The 17,065-nt window shown below is 42.2% G+C and carries 13 protein-coding genes; 3 read left to right on the top strand and 10 right to left on the bottom strand.

Annotated elements, in window-relative coordinates; translation table 11 throughout:
* The first annotated feature begins 15 nt into the window (after positions 1-15).
* Positions 16-771 carry a sulfite exporter TauE/SafE family protein gene (locus BY457_RS07310; RefSeq protein ID WP_106152695.1) on the top strand — a complete coding sequence of 252 codons (756 nt, stop codon included), beginning with the start codon at positions 16-18 and terminating at the stop codon, positions 769-771.
* 45 nt (positions 772-816) lie between these two features.
* On the opposite strand, the gene BY457_RS07305 is transcribed toward BY457_RS07310, so the two are convergent.
* The 6 genes from BY457_RS07305 to BY457_RS07280 form a co-directional block, all read right to left on the bottom strand.
* A complete protein-coding gene (locus BY457_RS07305) occupies positions 817-1,398 on the bottom strand; it encodes a YdeI/OmpD-associated family protein (RefSeq protein ID WP_258176650.1) in 582 nt (193 codons plus the stop codon).
* A gap of 65 nt (positions 1,399-1,463) precedes the next feature.
* The gene (locus tag BY457_RS07300) at positions 1,464-2,387 is read right to left on the bottom strand and encodes an energy transducer TonB family protein (protein ID WP_106152672.1); all 924 of its coding nucleotides are present in this window, start codon (positions 2,385-2,387) and stop codon (positions 1,464-1,466) included.
* Between the two features lie 5 nt (positions 2,388-2,392).
* Positions 2,393-2,602: a hypothetical protein gene (locus BY457_RS07295; protein ID WP_219885144.1), complete on the bottom strand. Its 210-nt coding sequence runs from the start codon at positions 2,600-2,602 to the stop codon at positions 2,393-2,395.
* A 12-nt stretch (positions 2,603-2,614) separates the two neighbouring features.
* A complete protein-coding gene (locus BY457_RS07290) occupies positions 2,615-3,007 on the bottom strand; it encodes an ExbD/TolR family protein (protein ID WP_106152671.1) in 393 nt (130 codons plus the stop codon).
* 57 nt (positions 3,008-3,064) lie between these two features.
* Positions 3,065-3,766 (bottom strand): MotA/TolQ/ExbB proton channel family protein, encoded by a 702-nt coding sequence (locus tag BY457_RS07285; RefSeq protein ID WP_106152670.1) that lies wholly within the window; start codon positions 3,764-3,766, stop codon positions 3,065-3,067.
* 97 nt (positions 3,767-3,863) lie between these two features.
* Positions 3,864-4,121, bottom strand: coding sequence for a hypothetical protein (locus tag BY457_RS07280; RefSeq protein ID WP_106152669.1), 258 nt, complete (start codon positions 4,119-4,121; stop codon positions 3,864-3,866).
* A gap of 714 nt (positions 4,122-4,835) precedes the next feature.
* Between BY457_RS07280 and BY457_RS07275 the strand changes: the two genes are divergently transcribed.
* Positions 4,836-5,420 carry a Crp/Fnr family transcriptional regulator gene (locus BY457_RS07275; RefSeq protein ID WP_181256414.1) on the top strand — a complete coding sequence of 195 codons (585 nt, stop codon included), beginning with the start codon at positions 4,836-4,838 and terminating at the stop codon, positions 5,418-5,420.
* Between the two features lie 69 nt (positions 5,421-5,489).
* Positions 5,490-8,780 (top strand): glycoside hydrolase family 3 N-terminal domain-containing protein, encoded by a 3,291-nt coding sequence (locus BY457_RS07270; RefSeq protein WP_106152667.1) that lies wholly within the window; start codon positions 5,490-5,492, stop codon positions 8,778-8,780.
* 140 nt (positions 8,781-8,920) lie between these two features.
* Here BY457_RS07270 and BY457_RS07265 read toward each other — a convergent pair whose 3' ends face one another.
* From BY457_RS07265 to BY457_RS07250, 4 genes are all read right to left on the bottom strand, one after another.
* Positions 8,921-9,640: a pentapeptide repeat-containing protein gene (locus BY457_RS07265; RefSeq protein WP_106152666.1), complete on the bottom strand. Its 720-nt coding sequence runs from the start codon at positions 9,638-9,640 to the stop codon at positions 8,921-8,923.
* 116 nt (positions 9,641-9,756) lie between these two features.
* Positions 9,757-12,114: an ABC transporter permease gene (locus BY457_RS07260; protein ID WP_106152665.1), complete on the bottom strand. Its 2,358-nt coding sequence runs from the start codon at positions 12,112-12,114 to the stop codon at positions 9,757-9,759.
* Between the two features lie 164 nt (positions 12,115-12,278).
* A complete protein-coding gene (locus BY457_RS07255) occupies positions 12,279-14,669 on the bottom strand; it encodes an ABC transporter permease (RefSeq protein WP_106152664.1) in 2,391 nt (796 codons plus the stop codon).
* 14 nt (positions 14,670-14,683) lie between these two features.
* Positions 14,684-17,014: an ABC transporter permease gene (locus BY457_RS07250; protein ID WP_106152663.1), complete on the bottom strand. Its 2,331-nt coding sequence runs from the start codon at positions 17,012-17,014 to the stop codon at positions 14,684-14,686.
* Positions 17,015-17,065 lie beyond the last annotated feature (51 nt).

Here is a 17,065-nt window from a genome sequence, read left to right as displayed (position 1 = left end):
TTCTACCAGGAAAAAATGGAAATTACCGATGCCATACTTTTGGTTGTAGCCGGACTTGCAGCAGGGGTTATCAACACCTTTGCCGGCAGCGGGTCATTAATTACCCTTCCGCTGCTCATGTTCATGGGCCTCCCTCCTGCAGTGGCCAACGGAACCAATCGCATAGGCGTAGTGGTGCAAAATCTGGTTGCCACCCGGAACTTTCTTCATCAAAAGGAGCTGCAACCCCAAAAAGAATGGCCGCTGGTAATACCCACATTGTTTGGCTCTTTGCTGGGAGCTTTGGTGGCGGTTGAAATCAACGAAGACATCCTCAATTATTTCATTGGCGGATTGTTGGTAGTCATGTTTTTTGTGATTCTGCTAAAACCTGCAGCCTGGATAAAAGGACAAGCCGACCAGGTTAAAACCACCAGATCCCGCATCATCAACAGCATTATTTTCTTCTTTATCGGGGTATATGGTGGGTTTATACAAGCCGGAGTAGGGCTTTTCCTTTTAGCGGGGCTGGTTCTTGGTGCCTGTTACAATCTCGTCAGAGCCAATGCTGTAAAAGTACTGATGGTACTCGCCTTCACCATTGTAGCCCTCGTTGTTTTCATCACGGCAGGACAAATAGCCTGGAGCTACGGTCTTTTGCTTGCAGCCGGAAATGCACTGGGGGCCTGGTTTGCCTCCAAAAATGCCCGTAAAATCGGGGCTAAGAACATCAGATATGTCCTTCTTGCTGTGGTATTGATTTCAGGATTGAAAGTATTGGGGGTATTTTAAATATATTTAAAGTGGTGACCCATATGGAAAAAACAGCATTTCTATTCAATAGTATTTGTCAATGCCACCAAACCCCTTAATCAGTTTATTGTCTTTCGTCTTATCCATGAAATGATGTAAGCGTTTCTTAAACTCGTCTGGTCTTTTCCTTGCACTTTCAATGTATGCAATTCTAATTCTTTTGTAAGGTTCTGAGAAATTCTGAAAATTCTCCCAAACAACATTTTGCGACTTTAACTCCCTGATTATGTCTTCCGGAAAAATAAATTTCTTTTGGATTATTTCCTGAACTTCATTTTTCAATGAGTTGTGAATTAAATTGTTTTCAAAAAGCCATTTCAGGCGTTCCACATTGGGTTGTGAGAAAGACGAGTTTTTTCTTCGTTTACAAAATCGTTGAATGGTGGTCTCGCCGTTTAATGATTTGACGGTACTGTCAATCCATCCAAAACATAAAGCTTCTTCAACTGCGTCATTATACAGAATTCTTTCTTTACCTGTTTTCTTCAATGGATATTCCAACCAAATGTCATCTCTCCTTTCAAAATTAATCTCGAGCCATCTTCTCCAATGATGTCTGCTTGTAAAATATTTGGTATGGATCCCGGTCATTTTGAAAACGTCCATTATTTCGATGTAAACCAGGAGATTTTAAAACAAAAATCCTGGATGTCCATTATCCGGCAAAACGTTTACTGCAGATTAAAGTGATAAGTTATGGTTCCTTTCTGGTATGCAGGAGCATTTCCGTCACTATTAAATCTGGCTTTTAACGCTGCCTGACGAGCCACCCGCCACAGGTAGGAATTCTGAGTAGTTGTTCCTTTGAGAATTGGCTCCGCACTTACCACGTTTCCGTTGCGATCTACAGTAATCTCAACTACAACGATACCTTCTTCCTGGATGTTATACTCAGGCTTGGGAAGAGATCCACTCAGACTACGTCCACTCAAATCAAATCCTGTTCCGCTATCGCCTTTCCCGGTTCCGTTGTAAGTTCCTGCTCCGGGTTCTCCACCAAGGGCTCCCTCATTTCCTGCACCACCAGCTTCTCCCTGAGATGTATTGCTTCCATCCGACTTACTAAATGCATTGGAAACATTGTTGCGGGCTTCCTGTGCCTGGCGCTCCTGCTCCTCACGCTTACGGCGTTCTTCCTCCAGTTGACGCTGACGCTCCAATTCCTCCTGACGCTGACGCTCCTCCTCGATTCGTTTTTGTCTTTCAATCTCTTCCTGACGCTTACGCTCCTCTTCCAGACGTTTTTTCTCTGCCTCCTGTTTGGCTTTTTCTTCTTCACTAATTGCAGGAGCCTCTTCAAAATCCTGAGTATTCACTGCTTCATCCGATGTTTCCTCGGTAGTTGCAGGTGGCGGACTCACCGGTTCGGGCTGACTGACAGGTGGGGGTGTATTTTGCTCTCCGGAGGGATTATTGCGAACAGGTTCCGAAGCGCCCCAACCTGTGTCCGAATCGCCAAAATCGACCAATATCCCTTCCTCTTCCCGTGGAATACTGGAAAGACCCAGAATCATGAGCAAAATCAAAATTACTGCATGAAAAATGGTACTACCTATTACTCCGGCTCGCTTATCTTTTTTTGATCGATCTTCCATTTATACTATTCTTCCTTTTCATTGTATTTAAAACCACCATCGTCATTCAAAACATTCGTTTTAGAACAACCCTTTAACCAGTATTTTGGATCTTTATCCGATATTTCAATACCCGTCTTTATTATCTCTGCAGCAAAAGGGTTTGAGAAATTAAAATCTCCTTTACCAATTGGATGGGGTTCAATTCGAACATCAAAGTTTGCAGCAAGGATCATCAGTTCTACCTGCTATTTTGCCCGCGTAGCCAAAATCAGCTTATACTTATTGCGTTTGGCGATGTTCATCACCCTTACCACCTCTTTCATGGGCACATTTTCATCCACATGCAGAGAGATATAGGTCTCGGGATTCTGGCCCACTTTTTCTCTCAGCAAAGGTTCAATCTGACTGAAACTCACCCTCCGTTCTTCCACATAAAACTCAAGGTTTCGGGTAATGGAAACCGTCGTCAGGGGCTTGGCTGCTGTCTGATTTTTACTCTGTGGCAACAGCAATTTTAATGCCGTAGGGTGCACTAATGTGGAGGTGATCATAAAAAAGATCAGCAAAAGAAAGACCACATCGGTCATTGACGACATGCTAAAGGTTGCATTTATTTTACTTCTCGACTTTAAAGCCATGGTGTTTGTTTTCTTTCCATTAATCAATAAGGCCTATTGAGGCCTGTTCGTCCTTCACTACCGCACGGGCTCATTGAGCAAATCCATAAACTCCATGGTGCGGGCTTCCATTTTAAAAACCACCTTCTCCACTCTTGCTACCAGCCAGTTGTAGGCAAAATAAGCAATAATTCCAACGATCAGACCCGTAACAGTGGTCACCAGTGCAGTATAAATACCTCCGGCAAGCATATCCACTTCAATATTGCTTCCGGCATTGGACATTTCCCAGAACGATTTAATCATACCAATAACCGTACCGGTAAACCCGATCATAGGAGCACCGCCAGCCACAGTAGCCAACACAGGCAAACCTTTCTCAAGACGGCTCACCTCCAGATTGCCCACATTCTCGATAGCAATATTCACATCATTGAGTGGTCGTCCGATGCGGGTAATACCTTTGGCAATCATACGGGACACCGGGTTGTCGTTGGACTCACACAGGGCCAGTGCCGATTCAATCTTACCTTCATGAATGTAATCCTTGATGCGATTCATAAAGCTCTTATCCTCACGGGAAGCCCTTTTAATGGCAAGATAACGTTCAATAAAAATGTAAATGGCAATAAACGAGAGTAGGAAAAGCGGAATCATAATCCACCCTCCCTGCATTACCAATTCTATAAGGTCAATGGTTACTTTTTCTTCACCTTCGGCAAGTTCAGCCCCATCGGCAACAGCCTGACCTGCCGCCTGCATCATCATGAAAATATTCATATCCTTCAGTATCTTTGTTAATCTGTTTACACTATTTTGCAGGCCAAATTAGTGATTTTTTTGCCAACACTGAAAAACAAGTGTGAAGAGTTTTGTACTAAAACACCATTTCTTTCACTTCCACACCTTCAAGCTTCTTCATGGCATTAATCAGAAGCTGTGCCTTTTCATTATCCGGAATCAGCTGAAGAATAATAATTCCTCCCTGGGAACAATTGTTTCCGTTGGTATTATGTAAACCCAGTCTGGTTTTAATGGAACAGCCATAGCGGGTAAGGATTTCCTGAACCTGTTGGGCTTCGTCAAAACGGTCTTCCACATGAATTCCGATAATGTGTTCGTTGATTTTTGCCATGATGAGTGGTTTTTTAATTTGGACAATGATTCCTTTAATCCGTAATTCTAAATTTAACAATCCTCCTTTACATTGTCAAAAACTCTTTTCCTCCAAAAAATTACACGTAGTTACCAATATTATAAAAATTCGATATATTTCATTTTTCCATATCTAATCTACCTTATACATAAGACAGGCAAGGAATAAACAGGCTGAAAGCCTGATAGCAATAGCCTGAGGCAGCGCCCCAGGAAAATTGTAACAACTCCCCCCTCTCATTATTGGTCGCATCGCGACCAATAATGAGAGGGGGGGGGGGGGATGAGGGAAACCTCAAAACCCAGGGCGTTGCCCTGGGCTATTGCTTTCAGGCTGTTGGCCTGTTCAAGAATAGTTTTGAAAGGAAAAAAGTTGCTCCCAGGGGAATCCAGACCAATTAAAAACGCAATTAGTAACAATAAAATTAGTCCTTTTCCTTCTTGTATGCTTTCCCCAAATGAAGGCTCTGTTTTGCCCACCTATATTTGTCATAGGGCTTTGCCCCAGTCCATTGCTTAAAGATCTTTGGCCTTAAAAAAACGCAACACCATTATGTATTCCCCTAAAAGGGAAAAACCTCGCTCTGGGGAGAAGTAGATTATTCATAACTTCACGGTTACCTTCTTTTTCCGGGGTTTGTTTATTACTTTTGCTAAAAGGAGCATGGAAATGATTATCAACCAAAACGCACACATGTCCTTTTTAAATCAAGCAATAACCGACGTTACACCCCTTTCTCACGAAGCTTTCGCTGAACTTAAAGGAATGACCACCACCAGGAGCCTGAAGAAAAATGAGTTTATCCTGAGGCAGGATGCCATCTGTAAACACATCTACTTCGTAAAAACCGGCATGGTACGAATCTACTATCTCAAGGACGGGCGGGATGTCACCGAATGGTTTGCCTACGACCGGCAATTTTGCTTCTCCATCATGAGCTATTTCCATGAGAAACCCAGCAAACTTATAATTCAATGTCTTGAAGATTGTGAAATCACTTTTTTCCCAAAGGCAGGACTGGAGAAATCATCTGATGAAAACCTGGAAATCAGCCGTTTTTATCGATCATTATTGGCCGGCTCACTTATTGGATCCCAATTGAGAATGGAGTCCATACAATTTGAAACAGCTCTTCAGCGTTACCAGTCTTTAATGAATAATAATCCTGAAATTATACAACGCGCCCCGCTAAAGTATATCGCCTCATTTCTGGGCATTACCGTTGAAACATTAAGCCGTATTCGCCATCAACTTCATCAATTGACATTTATCAATTGAATCATTCCTCTTTTCTGATTCTTTTGTAAAAAACCTTTTGTATAAGTATCTTGAAAAAATCAGGTTATCATGAAAAAAATTTTTACTATCGCGGCAGTTTTGTTCCTGGCCGGAAACATGCTGGCCCAAAAAACCAAAGAAAACAATATCGATAAGATGATTGAAAAATTAACGCTGGAAGAAAAAATAAACATCGTTGTGGGTGTCGGCTTCAATATGCCGGGCATCACTCCCGAATCAGAAATGATTGAAGAAAAAGTTCCGGGAGCTGCAGGTCACTCTTTTGCCATTAACCGCATCAACCTGCCTACCACCGTATTGGCCGATGGCCCCGCAGGAGTACGCATCACTCCCGAGCGCCCTAACGACGACAAGACCTATTATGCTACAGCTTTCCCGATTGCTTCGTTGATGGCTTCCACCTGGGATACAGCGCTAATGCAGGAGGTTGGCCAGGCTTTCGGAAATGAATCCAAAGAGTACGGAGTGGATATCCTGCTGGCTCCTGCCCTGAACATTCATCGCCATCCGCTTACCGGAAGAAACTTTGAGTACTATTCCGAAGACCCGGTAGTTTCCGGAAAAATGGCTGCCGCATTTGTCAGAGGCGTTCAGAGTGAAGGCGTGGGAACCAGCATCAAGCATTTTGTGGCCAACAATCAGGAAACCAACCGGACAACCGTGAATGCCATCATCAGTGAAAGAGCATTGCGCGAAATTTACCTGAAAGGGTTTGAAATTGCAGTAAAGGAAGCACAACCATGGACTGTAATGTCGTCTTACAACAAGATTAACGGCGTATATGCGTCACAACGTCACGATTTGCTTACCTCCATTTTGCGGGGCGAATGGGGTTTTGAAGGATTTGTCATGACCGACTGGTTTGCCGGAGATGATGCCGTGGCACAGATGAAAGCCGGAAATGACCTGCTCATGCCGGGAATAGAAAAACAAAGAGAAGCCATCAAATCTGCCATCGAAGACGGATCGTTATCAATGGAAATCCTCGATCAAAATATTGGACGCATCCTTAATATTTACACACAAACCCTTTCGTACAAAGGATACAAACCAACCGGCAATCCAGATCTGGAAAATCATAAAGAACTTGCCAGAAAAGCGGCAGCCCAGGGAATAATTCTGCTTGACAATAAAGACAATACCCTGCCGTTGAACAAAAACAATAAAACAGCGCTTTTTGGTGTTGCATCTTATGAAACTCTTATCGGTGGTACAGGAAGCGGCGATGTGAATAATGCCAGCGAAGTTTCCCTTTTCGAAGGTTCTCAAAACAACGAAATGAATATTGACGAGAACCTGGCCAATACTTATCTGGAATACATTAAAATCGGTAAAGAAAATCTCCCTCCGAAAACGTTCTTTATGGCTCCCGACCAACAGGTAAGCGAAAAAGACTGGACACCGGAAGAGGTAAACCAAATTGCTGAAAGAACAGAACTTGCTGTTTATACTATCGGAAGAACATCCGGGGAGTTTCAGGACAGAAAAGTGGAGAACGACTTCCTGTTGAACGACAAAGAACTGAATACCATAAAATTACTTTCAAAAGCTTATCACTCCCGGGGAAAAAAGCTGGTGGTAATACTCAACATTGGAGGAGTCATTGAAACGGCTTCGTGGAAGGAGTTGGCGGATGCCATTTTACTGGCCTGGCAGCCCGGTCAGGAAGCCGGAAATGCCATAACAGATGTACTTACCGGCAAAGTGAATCCATCAGGAAAACTCACTATGACCTTTCCGGTAAACTACGAAGATCATAAATCCTCAGAGAATTTCCCGGGCAGAGAATTCGATCTTCCTCCGGTTGGTAACATCAGCTTTATGGAAGCAAAGCCTGCCGAAGTGAAATATGAAGAAGGTATTTTTGTGGGTTACCGGCATTTTGAAACCAACAAAGTTAAGACATCTTATCCATTTGGCTACGGACTTTCTTATACCACATTTGATTACAGCAAACTGAAAGTTAAAGAAAAATCAGGTGGATACGAGGTAAGTTGTACCATAAAAAACACCGGATCGACTCCCGGCAAAGAGGTGGTTCAGCTCTATATCTCTGCTCCTCAGGGAGATTTACAAAAACCGGTCAGAGAACTAAAAGCTTTCCATAAAACAGGATTGCTCCAGCCAGGTGAAAAAGAAACCATTACTTTCAGTTTATCCAAATATGATTTGGCATCCTATCACACCAAAAAATCTGCATGGATTGCTGAAACAGGGACTTACAAGATACAGATTGGTGCTTCAGTTGAAGAAATAAACCTGGAAGAATCAATTGCTTTAGAAAAACAGGTGGTGGTTTCGGATGTTGAAAACCAATTTGAGGAGGTAAAACTGAATTTGGAGGAGAAAGAAAAAGAATTTCAAAAAGCTAAAGCACCATTGCACGAAACAAAAGTCTATCGTGAAATTGAGTGGAGTAGTCCTGAAGGTTTCCCGCTAACAATGGATATTCACGTACCGCAAACAGGCAAAGAGAGCTATCCGGTGCTTGTAATTTACCACGGCGGAGGCTGGCTTGTAAACGACCAAAGCATCATGGAAGAGCCCTCTGCCTATATCTCAGGGCATGGAGAGTATATCGTCTGCAACGTGAATTACCGGTTGTTGGGTGACAACAACAACACAACCCGAATGGATGATATTATCGAGGATGTGTTTGGAGCGCTTTTGTGGATAAAGGAGAATATAGCTGATTACGGCGGAAACCCAAATAAAGTGGCTGTAACCGGAGACAGTGCCGGCGGACATCTCGCCTCGAGCATATTAAATATGGGGCGCAACCTGGGAACAGGCCAATTCAGTCCGGAAAACCTGAAATTCAACCCTACCTACATCCCTGAAGGATTAACCATAGAAGAGATCATCAAAAAAGACATGTTAAAGGTGCAGGCAGCCATCATCAGTTATGGGGCCTTCGACATCTATGAATCAGCAAAAAACGGCAATTTTGAATCGAAGGAAAATGCCTTTTGGTCTTTTGCCAATGCCGAAGCACGTGGACTTTTTGGGCCGGACTACTCTATTGAACAAAATCCTGAACTTTACAAGGCAGTCTCTCCGATATACAACATCCCTGAAGCCGGTGAATATAAATTACCTCCGCAACTATTCACTGTGGGGAGTGAAGATAATCTGACCACCCCAAAAACGGTGAAAGCTTATGTGAAAAAACTAAAAGCCGCGGACCAGCAGGCTGAATTATGGGTGTATGAAGGAAGACCACATGCTTTTCTCGATTCCGGGTCGAATGAATTTCTGGGAACCAGCTTTGAAAAAGATGCCATTCAAGCGATTAAAAAGATGATAGAGTTCCTGGATGGTGTGTTTTACAGCGAATAGTTATCAATAAGTTAACTAAACAAGAGAATATAAGGTTTTCGAACCATATCAGGCATATCAGAACATTTAAGTTTTAAAAAGTCAAAAGTGGGGGTTTCACTCGAAGTGAAGCCCTCACTTTTGTAATATCTCAATCCCATTCACTTACGTTTACTTAAAATGTGTGAATATTTCTGATCCACCTCCCCATCAAACTGAGCACCTTCAAAAATCACATCTCCTGAGTATTCCGTATATTTAAAATCTACCTCTTCGTAGAAATGGGCATTACTGAACATTGCTCCATCAGGAAATTTGGCATATTTAAAACTTGCCTCCTCTTCAAAAGCTGCTTCATGAAAGTTGACAAAACCGGAGAAGTCAGCATATTTAAAATTGGCTTCATCCTGAAACCGGCTTCCAATAAAACTTGTTTCTTTGCGGAACTTTGAATACTTAAAATTGGCTTCATGAGAGAAAATATTGTTATTAAACACCACCTCTTCCGGAAATAACGAGTACTTAAATGACGTCTCACCATTGAAAGTACAATCAATAAAAGTGACCGCCTTCCCGAAATCTGCCCGGTAGCACCTATCCCGGTGGTCTTCACAATAAAAAGCCAAAACATCGTCGGTAAAAGTGCAATTCACAAAAGCCAGTTCCACCTCCACATTGCTAAAAAATGAATCTTTGTTACCCCGTTCCTGCTGGCGGTTTTCCAGATTGGTTAAATCAAGTTCCCCCACCACTTTTACGCCTTTGAGATTTACGGCATCGCCCCGGTTAATCATACCTATAATCTCGTCTGCATCCATGGTTTCCTGTGCAGAAAGATTAAGGGTTAAGAATATTCCAAAAAGAAAAATCAGTGTCTTCATGATATTGAGTTTTGAGTATTGAATAGTAATGCGACGTTGTTACAACTTGAATTGTTACAGGTTCTGGAGAAGAAAAAATTCCTGTCAAAATACAACATAGCCATTGAGGTTGGCTATTATTCATACCTCAAGGCCTCCACGGGATTCCTGATTGCAGCCCGCCAGCAATTCCAGCTTACGGTAATAGCGGCCACTGCAAAAACTATCAGCCCGGTAGCAGCAAAAATCCACCAACTCACAGCCGTGTGATATGCAAAACTCTTCAACCACTCATGCATGCCCCACAAGGCAAATGGAATAGCCAGGAGAAACGACACAGCCACCCATTTCAGCAAACCTTTGTTCAGCAAAACAATCACCTCAGAAACCAGAGCTCCATTCACCTTCCGAATCCCTATTTCTTTGGTGCGGCGCCGTACCAAATAACTTGAGTAAGCAAAAAGTCCGGTAACAGCTATAAGCACGGCTATGATAGCAAACCAACCGGTTACGGACAACAACCGTTCTTCAGACTCATATTGGGACCTCAATTGCTCATCAAGAAAAACGGGTTCAAAAGCAGGTCCGGGATAGATTATGGAGAAAGTTTTATCAATGCCCTCCATGACTTCCAAAGCCCGACCTTCTTCGTATTTTACCAATAAAAAACGATAATGATGGTCTTTGGGACTTTGCACAAAAAAGGCAAAGTTACCAACCTCATCGTAAAGAGAATTATAGTGAAAATCATCCACGACCCCACTAACGAAAAAATCTATCTTCTCAGGAGAATCGTCTTCTGAACCAGGAAAGTTTCCCGCCACGATGTCTTCTTGAGCAAACGATTTTAGAAGTGCAATATAAAATGATTCATTAATAAAAATAGAAAACTCCTGATTTTCACTAAAAACCTCTTCAACTTTAATATCCAACGTATTTATAGCATCAGGATCAACCATTGCAAACTTGAAAGGATAGTTCTGATTGCCCAGTTCAAGATTCAGATCCTGAAGCCGAAAACCGGGATAATGCTGAGCCGTTGCTGCACTCTTAACACCAGGCAGTTTAAGTACTTCCTCTTTGAGCACATTTATTTTCTCGTTACGCGGCCCCGATACTCTTACCACAGCGATGTTTTCAGGATTGAAGCCAAGATCCTTCTCACGAATAAAATTTAGTTGTTTGTTCAACAATAATCCAAATGCAATCAGCCCGGCGACTATGGAAAACTGAAACAACAACAAAGGTACTGAGCTGTTCAATCTGCTCCCCGATAGTACTGACTTCTTAAACACATTTCTCAAATCGCTAAGTCCCGACACCAATACAATGCATGCAGACAAACCTATAACAACCAACCAAAAACCGGAATCACCAAAATCAATCGACCATCCGGTAAACAGACCACTTATTAATTCACGCAATAATTTTACAACCATCACTGCAAGAGTTCCTCCAATAAGAACAAGAAGAACGACTCTCCAAAGATGATACAACCAGATACGGGTACGGGAACTACCCATAATTTGCATAATGTGCGACTGTTTCAGATTGGTATCCCGGATAGTGACATCCATAACCAAAAAATTAAACAAGGCTGTCAGAAACAAAAGAACACCCACTATCAACAAAATATCCAAATGCGACTGCCTTACGCCCAATGAAATATCTCTGATAAGTCCCGGAGTGAAATGAACTTCACTGAGTGGCTGCAACTTAGACTCAAAAGCCTCAAGAGGTGGTCCATGAGCATCTCCAATGAAAGGTTCGAGAAGTGAATTAAATTTATCCGATAAAACAACAGGATCAGCATTTTCATAAAGTCTCAGATATACGTAAGCACCATAAACCTTCATCCCATCGATATGATTCAGAGTTTGTTCATAATGCCCATACTTCGATAAGATCATATCGTATTTCAGGTGAGAGTTCTCCTGATCCTTGCTGATGACACCTACCACCCGGCAACTTCTGTTCTGCGCCTGATCCTGCGCATTGTATTTCAGCTCCACCATTTTACCCAATGGATCAGTATCCCCAAACAAATTCGCGGCAGCCTGTTGGCTCAACAATACCGTATTGGGCTCTTCTAAAAAAGAAACATCACCGGATTTCAGTTCAATTCCAAAGAACTCCATAAAACGACGATCCCCATAAACCGGCTCTTTGATCCTTACCACACGGTCTCCATTCAGCAAATCAAATTGCTCATCGTTTTTATAGAAGGTGGTATAAGACTCAATTTCAGGTTGATCTTCCAACGCTTTGTCAAAAGCAGAAAAAGTAGAAGCCCAGAATGTTCCGTTGTTAATTCTGCTTATAATACGATAGACTTTATCGTAACCCACTACATCCCTATCATACGAATAATGATATCCTACAAAAGAAATAATCACCAAGGCCACTGCCAGGGCCACTGTCAAACCAATAAGATTGACCGTTACAAAGAACTTTTCTTTCAGCAAGTGTCGGATGGCTAGTTTTAAGTTTAACATGGCGCTCGTTTAGATGATGATTAAAAATTCATATAACTTTTAATTTCAATTTTTCAGAACCATCATACTACATATCAATGAAGGAATGAGTTATTGAGAAAATAATTACAGGGCTCACCATTTAACCCTTCCACCATTCACTCCACTCACTACCCTCTGCGTTTTTACTCATACCTCAAAGCCTCCACCGGATTCTTTATAGCCGCTTTATAGCTTTGCCACCACACCGACACAATTGTTACCAGCAAGGCAATAAGACCTGTAAGCAGAAAAATCCACCAACTAATGGTAATATGATAGGCAAACCCTTGCAACCAACCATTCATAGCCCACCAAGCCATGGGGACAGCCAATAAAAAGGCGACAATCTCATATCTGATAAAAAAACCGAATACCAGCTTAATGATATCGATAACCGTAGCTCCGTTCACTTTTCGAATGCCAATCTCTCTGGTACGTTGCTGTGCAAAAAAACTAACCAGACCAAACAACCCGAGGGAAGCTACAATTATGGTAAAAAGTGTAAAGGCCGCCAGAATCATACTCAGACGTTTCTCGTCGTTGTATTGCCTGTTAAAATTGTCACTACTAAAAAAGTAATCCATAGGATCGTTGGGGTAATGCCGATTCCAGAGATGCTCCAACCGGGATAGTAAATCATGCACATCACCACTTAACCGGAAGGAATAAAACCCAAATTCCCAGGGGTGTACATGAGTAAACACTATGGGATAAGCAGGCTTTTTTAATCCTTCATGGTGAAAATCATTAACAACTCCCTTGATAGTGTATAATTGGCCAGCCAATCTGACCTGTCTGTTCACCGCCTCTTCAGGAGAGTTATAATCCAACAAATGAATGATGCTCTCACTTACAATTACATTATTTGAATCGTTGCGAAAAGGTTGTTCAAAATTGCGGCCTGCCAACAAATTCAGCCCATAAGTATCAATAAACCCATCATCGATCTGACTTACGGCGACCTGGCTTTTCAAATCACTTTGTGCTTCTGGCCTGGAAAGGTCATTGCTACTGAATCGAACAGGTTGTCCCGGCACATTCCAACTTGCAGTTCCGCTGGTGATACCCGGTATTTGAACAGCCTCATCGCGGAACATGATAAAGTTCTCTCTGCGAAGGGGATCTCCATGCGTAGAAGCAGTCCCGTTGATAACAACAACCTGATCCAAATTAACTCCCAGTTCAGAATTTTGCATAAAATGTATTTGTCTGGAAACCGTAATCGAACTGATTACCAGAAAAACGGACATAAAAAACTGCAGCGCAACCAGCCATTGTGAACCACTGTTTTTCATGATTTTCCGTTGTTGCTGAAGTGCAGGGTTGACTTTTAACATGGGGATGGCACTGATAACAGCCGTAACGACAATACCAACCGCAATTAATCCTGTAATCGACAGAGTAATTGCACCATAGTCAATAACACTGTTTTTGAAAGGAACGCCCAGCATCCGATCAAAGACTCCACGGGTAATAAAAAAGAGTACTCCGCCCAAAGCAATAGCACCCAGGTTGATAATAACACTTTCGGTAAGGGCGATAACAAACAACTCTTTTTTCCCGGCTCCCAACTTTCTGAAAATTGCAAAAACGTTCAATCGCTTTCGCGACAAAGCGGTCGATAGATTTATATAGTTCATCCATACAACAATCAAAATGAGAGCCGCAATCAGCATCAAAGCATCTATGGTTATTTTTCGGGTACTCACTCCCAGTTCACCCCCACGTTTGGTGCTGTAATGAATATCAGAAAGCGACTGAAGTGTAAGCTTTCCTACCCGGTTTTGACGTGGCAGATGATTGAAATACTTTTCTACAATTGCATCAAGTGATGTTTCGATCTGTTTTGCGGGCACTCCCTCTTTTACCTTCAGGTAAGTCCACCAGTGGGCACCATCAAAACCTCCTCTTTCATCAAGCTCACCCATACTCACCCAGGTTCGTATCGGCATAAAGTAATCAAAGTGGATGTGAGAATTGGCAGGCAAATCCTCGAAAATTCCTGTAATCTCATGACGCATCCCCTGATTCACAAACAATACCTTACCGATGGGCTCTTCATTTCCAAATATTTCTTTTGCTTTTGATTCAGAAATCACACAGGTATTGGGACGATTGAGTATGGCCCTGCCCCGCATCATTTCCAATCCAAAAACATCTACAAAATCGCCCTCCACCCACAAATCGGGCTGATCACTGTAATATCTATCCTCATATCTGACCAACACCTGCTCTATATAACCAATTCCTGCATATTCCACCTCCGGAATATCCTCCTGAATAACTCTGAAAAGACCTCGTGGTGTTTTAGTGGAATGAAGGACCTCTTCGCCCGCCTGGGTAATATCGTAATTTACACGATAGATGCGCTCATGATCGGGCCAAAAGGTATCAAAACCCTTCTCATAACCAAGGTAAACGACTATATGTGAAAAGAATAACAACCCTACGGCAAGACCGAAAATATTCAGCAGTGCATGAAATCTATTCTTTCTTAAATGATTAATCGTAGATCGGATATTAATTAAATTCATAGACTAAAAATTTTCTACTCGTATCGCAATGCCTCCACCGGGTTGCGATTCGCTGCATTCACACTTTGAAATATCACAGTTACTATAGCAACAAAAAGAATAAGCAAACCTGCCAGCATAAATATCCAGATACTCACATCAATTCGATAAGCAAATCCCTGAAGCCACCTGTTCATTAAAACCCATGACAGAGGAATGGCGACCGCAAACCCGGCAAGTCCGGTTATCAGAAAAGGCTTAATCAAACGGCCAACAATACTTGTAACAGGCTCTCCCATACTCTTGCGGATACCAATTTCTTTAGTCCTCTGCTCGGCCATAAACATGATAACCCCAAGAAGTCCCAACACAAGTACTATGACAGAAAAAACGGAAAAGGTCCATACCAAAACTTTCAGGTTTCTTTCAGGTGCCAAAATGCTGTTCATCTCCTCATCAAAAAATCCATAGTCCATGGGAATGTCCGGTTCAATTTTTCTTCCAACATCGCGGATCTGACTTAATGTGTTCTGAATATCACCTCCCCCGGCTCTAATCACCAGATAATTAATGGACCATTCATCGCTGAGTGTTTTAAGCGCAAGCGGTTGAATTTCTTCAGAGAACGAGTTGAAGTGGATATTTTTCATTACCCCTAAGACCCGGAAGGTTGCCCCGTAAGCTTCCAGAGATTTTCCTTCAAAACTATCCCAGCCAATAAGATTGGCAAAGGCTTCATTGATTATCACTCCCTCCTGATCTGGTGTCCTGAAGAAAGTTCCTTCTTTCATTTCAACACCAATGGTTGCCATCATATCTTCATCCACGCGCCAATCAGTAACCAAAGGTTTAAATTCCGGATCTTTTCCTGCCCAGTTCCAGCCTTCCCCGTTGTTACCTATCCTAAACGGCAGATAGGACATTACAGCTGCTTCTTCAACATTTGTTATTCTCTTCACTTCTTTCTTAAAAACCTGATATCGGTCTTTGAGTTTTCCTTCCAATGGGATGTAAAAAACCTGCTCCTTATCAAACCCCAAATCCATCTTTTGCAGGTAGGCAGTTTGTCTCGATATAATTAGTGTTGAACTAAGCAACATTAGCGAAACGAGAAAAATGACAGTGATTAATACGTTTCGAAAAAGTCCTTTACTCCTGGCCGATTCTTTTCCAGATTGAAGTGTGCGTGCAGGAGAGAAAGATGTCAGGAAAAACGAGGGATAACTACCTGCTAAAAAAACAGTTGCAACATAAATCAATCCCAAAACCAGAAGTGGTTCCCATGAAAAAATAACAAACGGGTCGATGTTCTTTCCAATAAAACTATTAAATACCGGCAATGCAGCTGCAACAATGATTATGGCTATTAAAAAAGCAGCCAGACAGATGATTGCGATATCAGCATATATCATCCGGATAAGACTCTGACGTGTAGCGCCGAGCGTCTTTCTCAGGCCGGTTTCCTTAATCTGCTTAAGTGACCGGGCGGTATTCAGATTAATAAAGTTGAGCGTGGCAGCCAGTAGCACCATCAGAGCAATAAGCGAAAATATATGGATGTTTCGGATATGGTCTTTTTCATAAAGATAGTCATTCGCAAACTGATATGCTCTCAGGTAATTGGTTGACTCAGGCATCTCTTCCTGAATCCTGTTGGTTATGGAAGATGCCACTTTTTCGAAATCCTCCGGCTCTCTAAGAAGTCCAAAAGTAATAAAGCTGTTATTGTACCACGTATTCAGATAGTTTTCGCTGTTAAACAGGTTGGATAAGTTACTCATAGGCATGAGTGCAGAAAACTGAATGGATGAGTTCTCCGGAATGTCTTCAATAACCCCCACCACGATTAAATCGATGCTGTTGTTGTATTCGATCATCCTGCCCACAGGATTCTCACTCCCAAAAAACTTTTCAGCAGTACTACGGGTCAATACTACTTTGTTTTTAACACCATCTTCGCCGCGTCCACCTGTCACAAAAGGAAAAGACATAATATCAAACAAGGAGTAATCGGCAAATGCCACCTTCTCCATATACTTGGAATTTCCAAACTCCAGAAGGTATTCATTAAATGGAGGCCGGTAGCGGCTGATGGTCTTAATTTCCGGGTATTCGTCCCTGATTGCAGGTCCTACTGCCGGAGGACATCCATCGAAGGTTACTTTTTCCTGACCTCCTTCCAGAAAGGCATGAACCACAAAAATCCGATCAATTTTGTCATGAAAACGATCATAACTTACCTCATCGACAATCCAGAAAAAGATAAACATCACACATATCAGTCCCACGATAAGTCCGGAAATCCCCAAAAGAGATGCCGTTTTATTCTTCTTCAGTCGCCTGATTGTTAACAATATATTTTTCATCTTGGATCGTTTTTTAATAATTCATGAACTAATAAACTGATGAGTCATCTT

This window comes from Marinilabilia salmonicolor, assembly GCF_003003035.1.
GTDB classification, from domain to species: Bacteria; Bacteroidota; Bacteroidia; order Bacteroidales; family Marinilabiliaceae; genus Marinilabilia; species Marinilabilia salmonicolor_A.
Note: the sequence above shows the minus strand (reverse complement) of the source record. Positions and strands in the feature narration are given on the sequence as shown.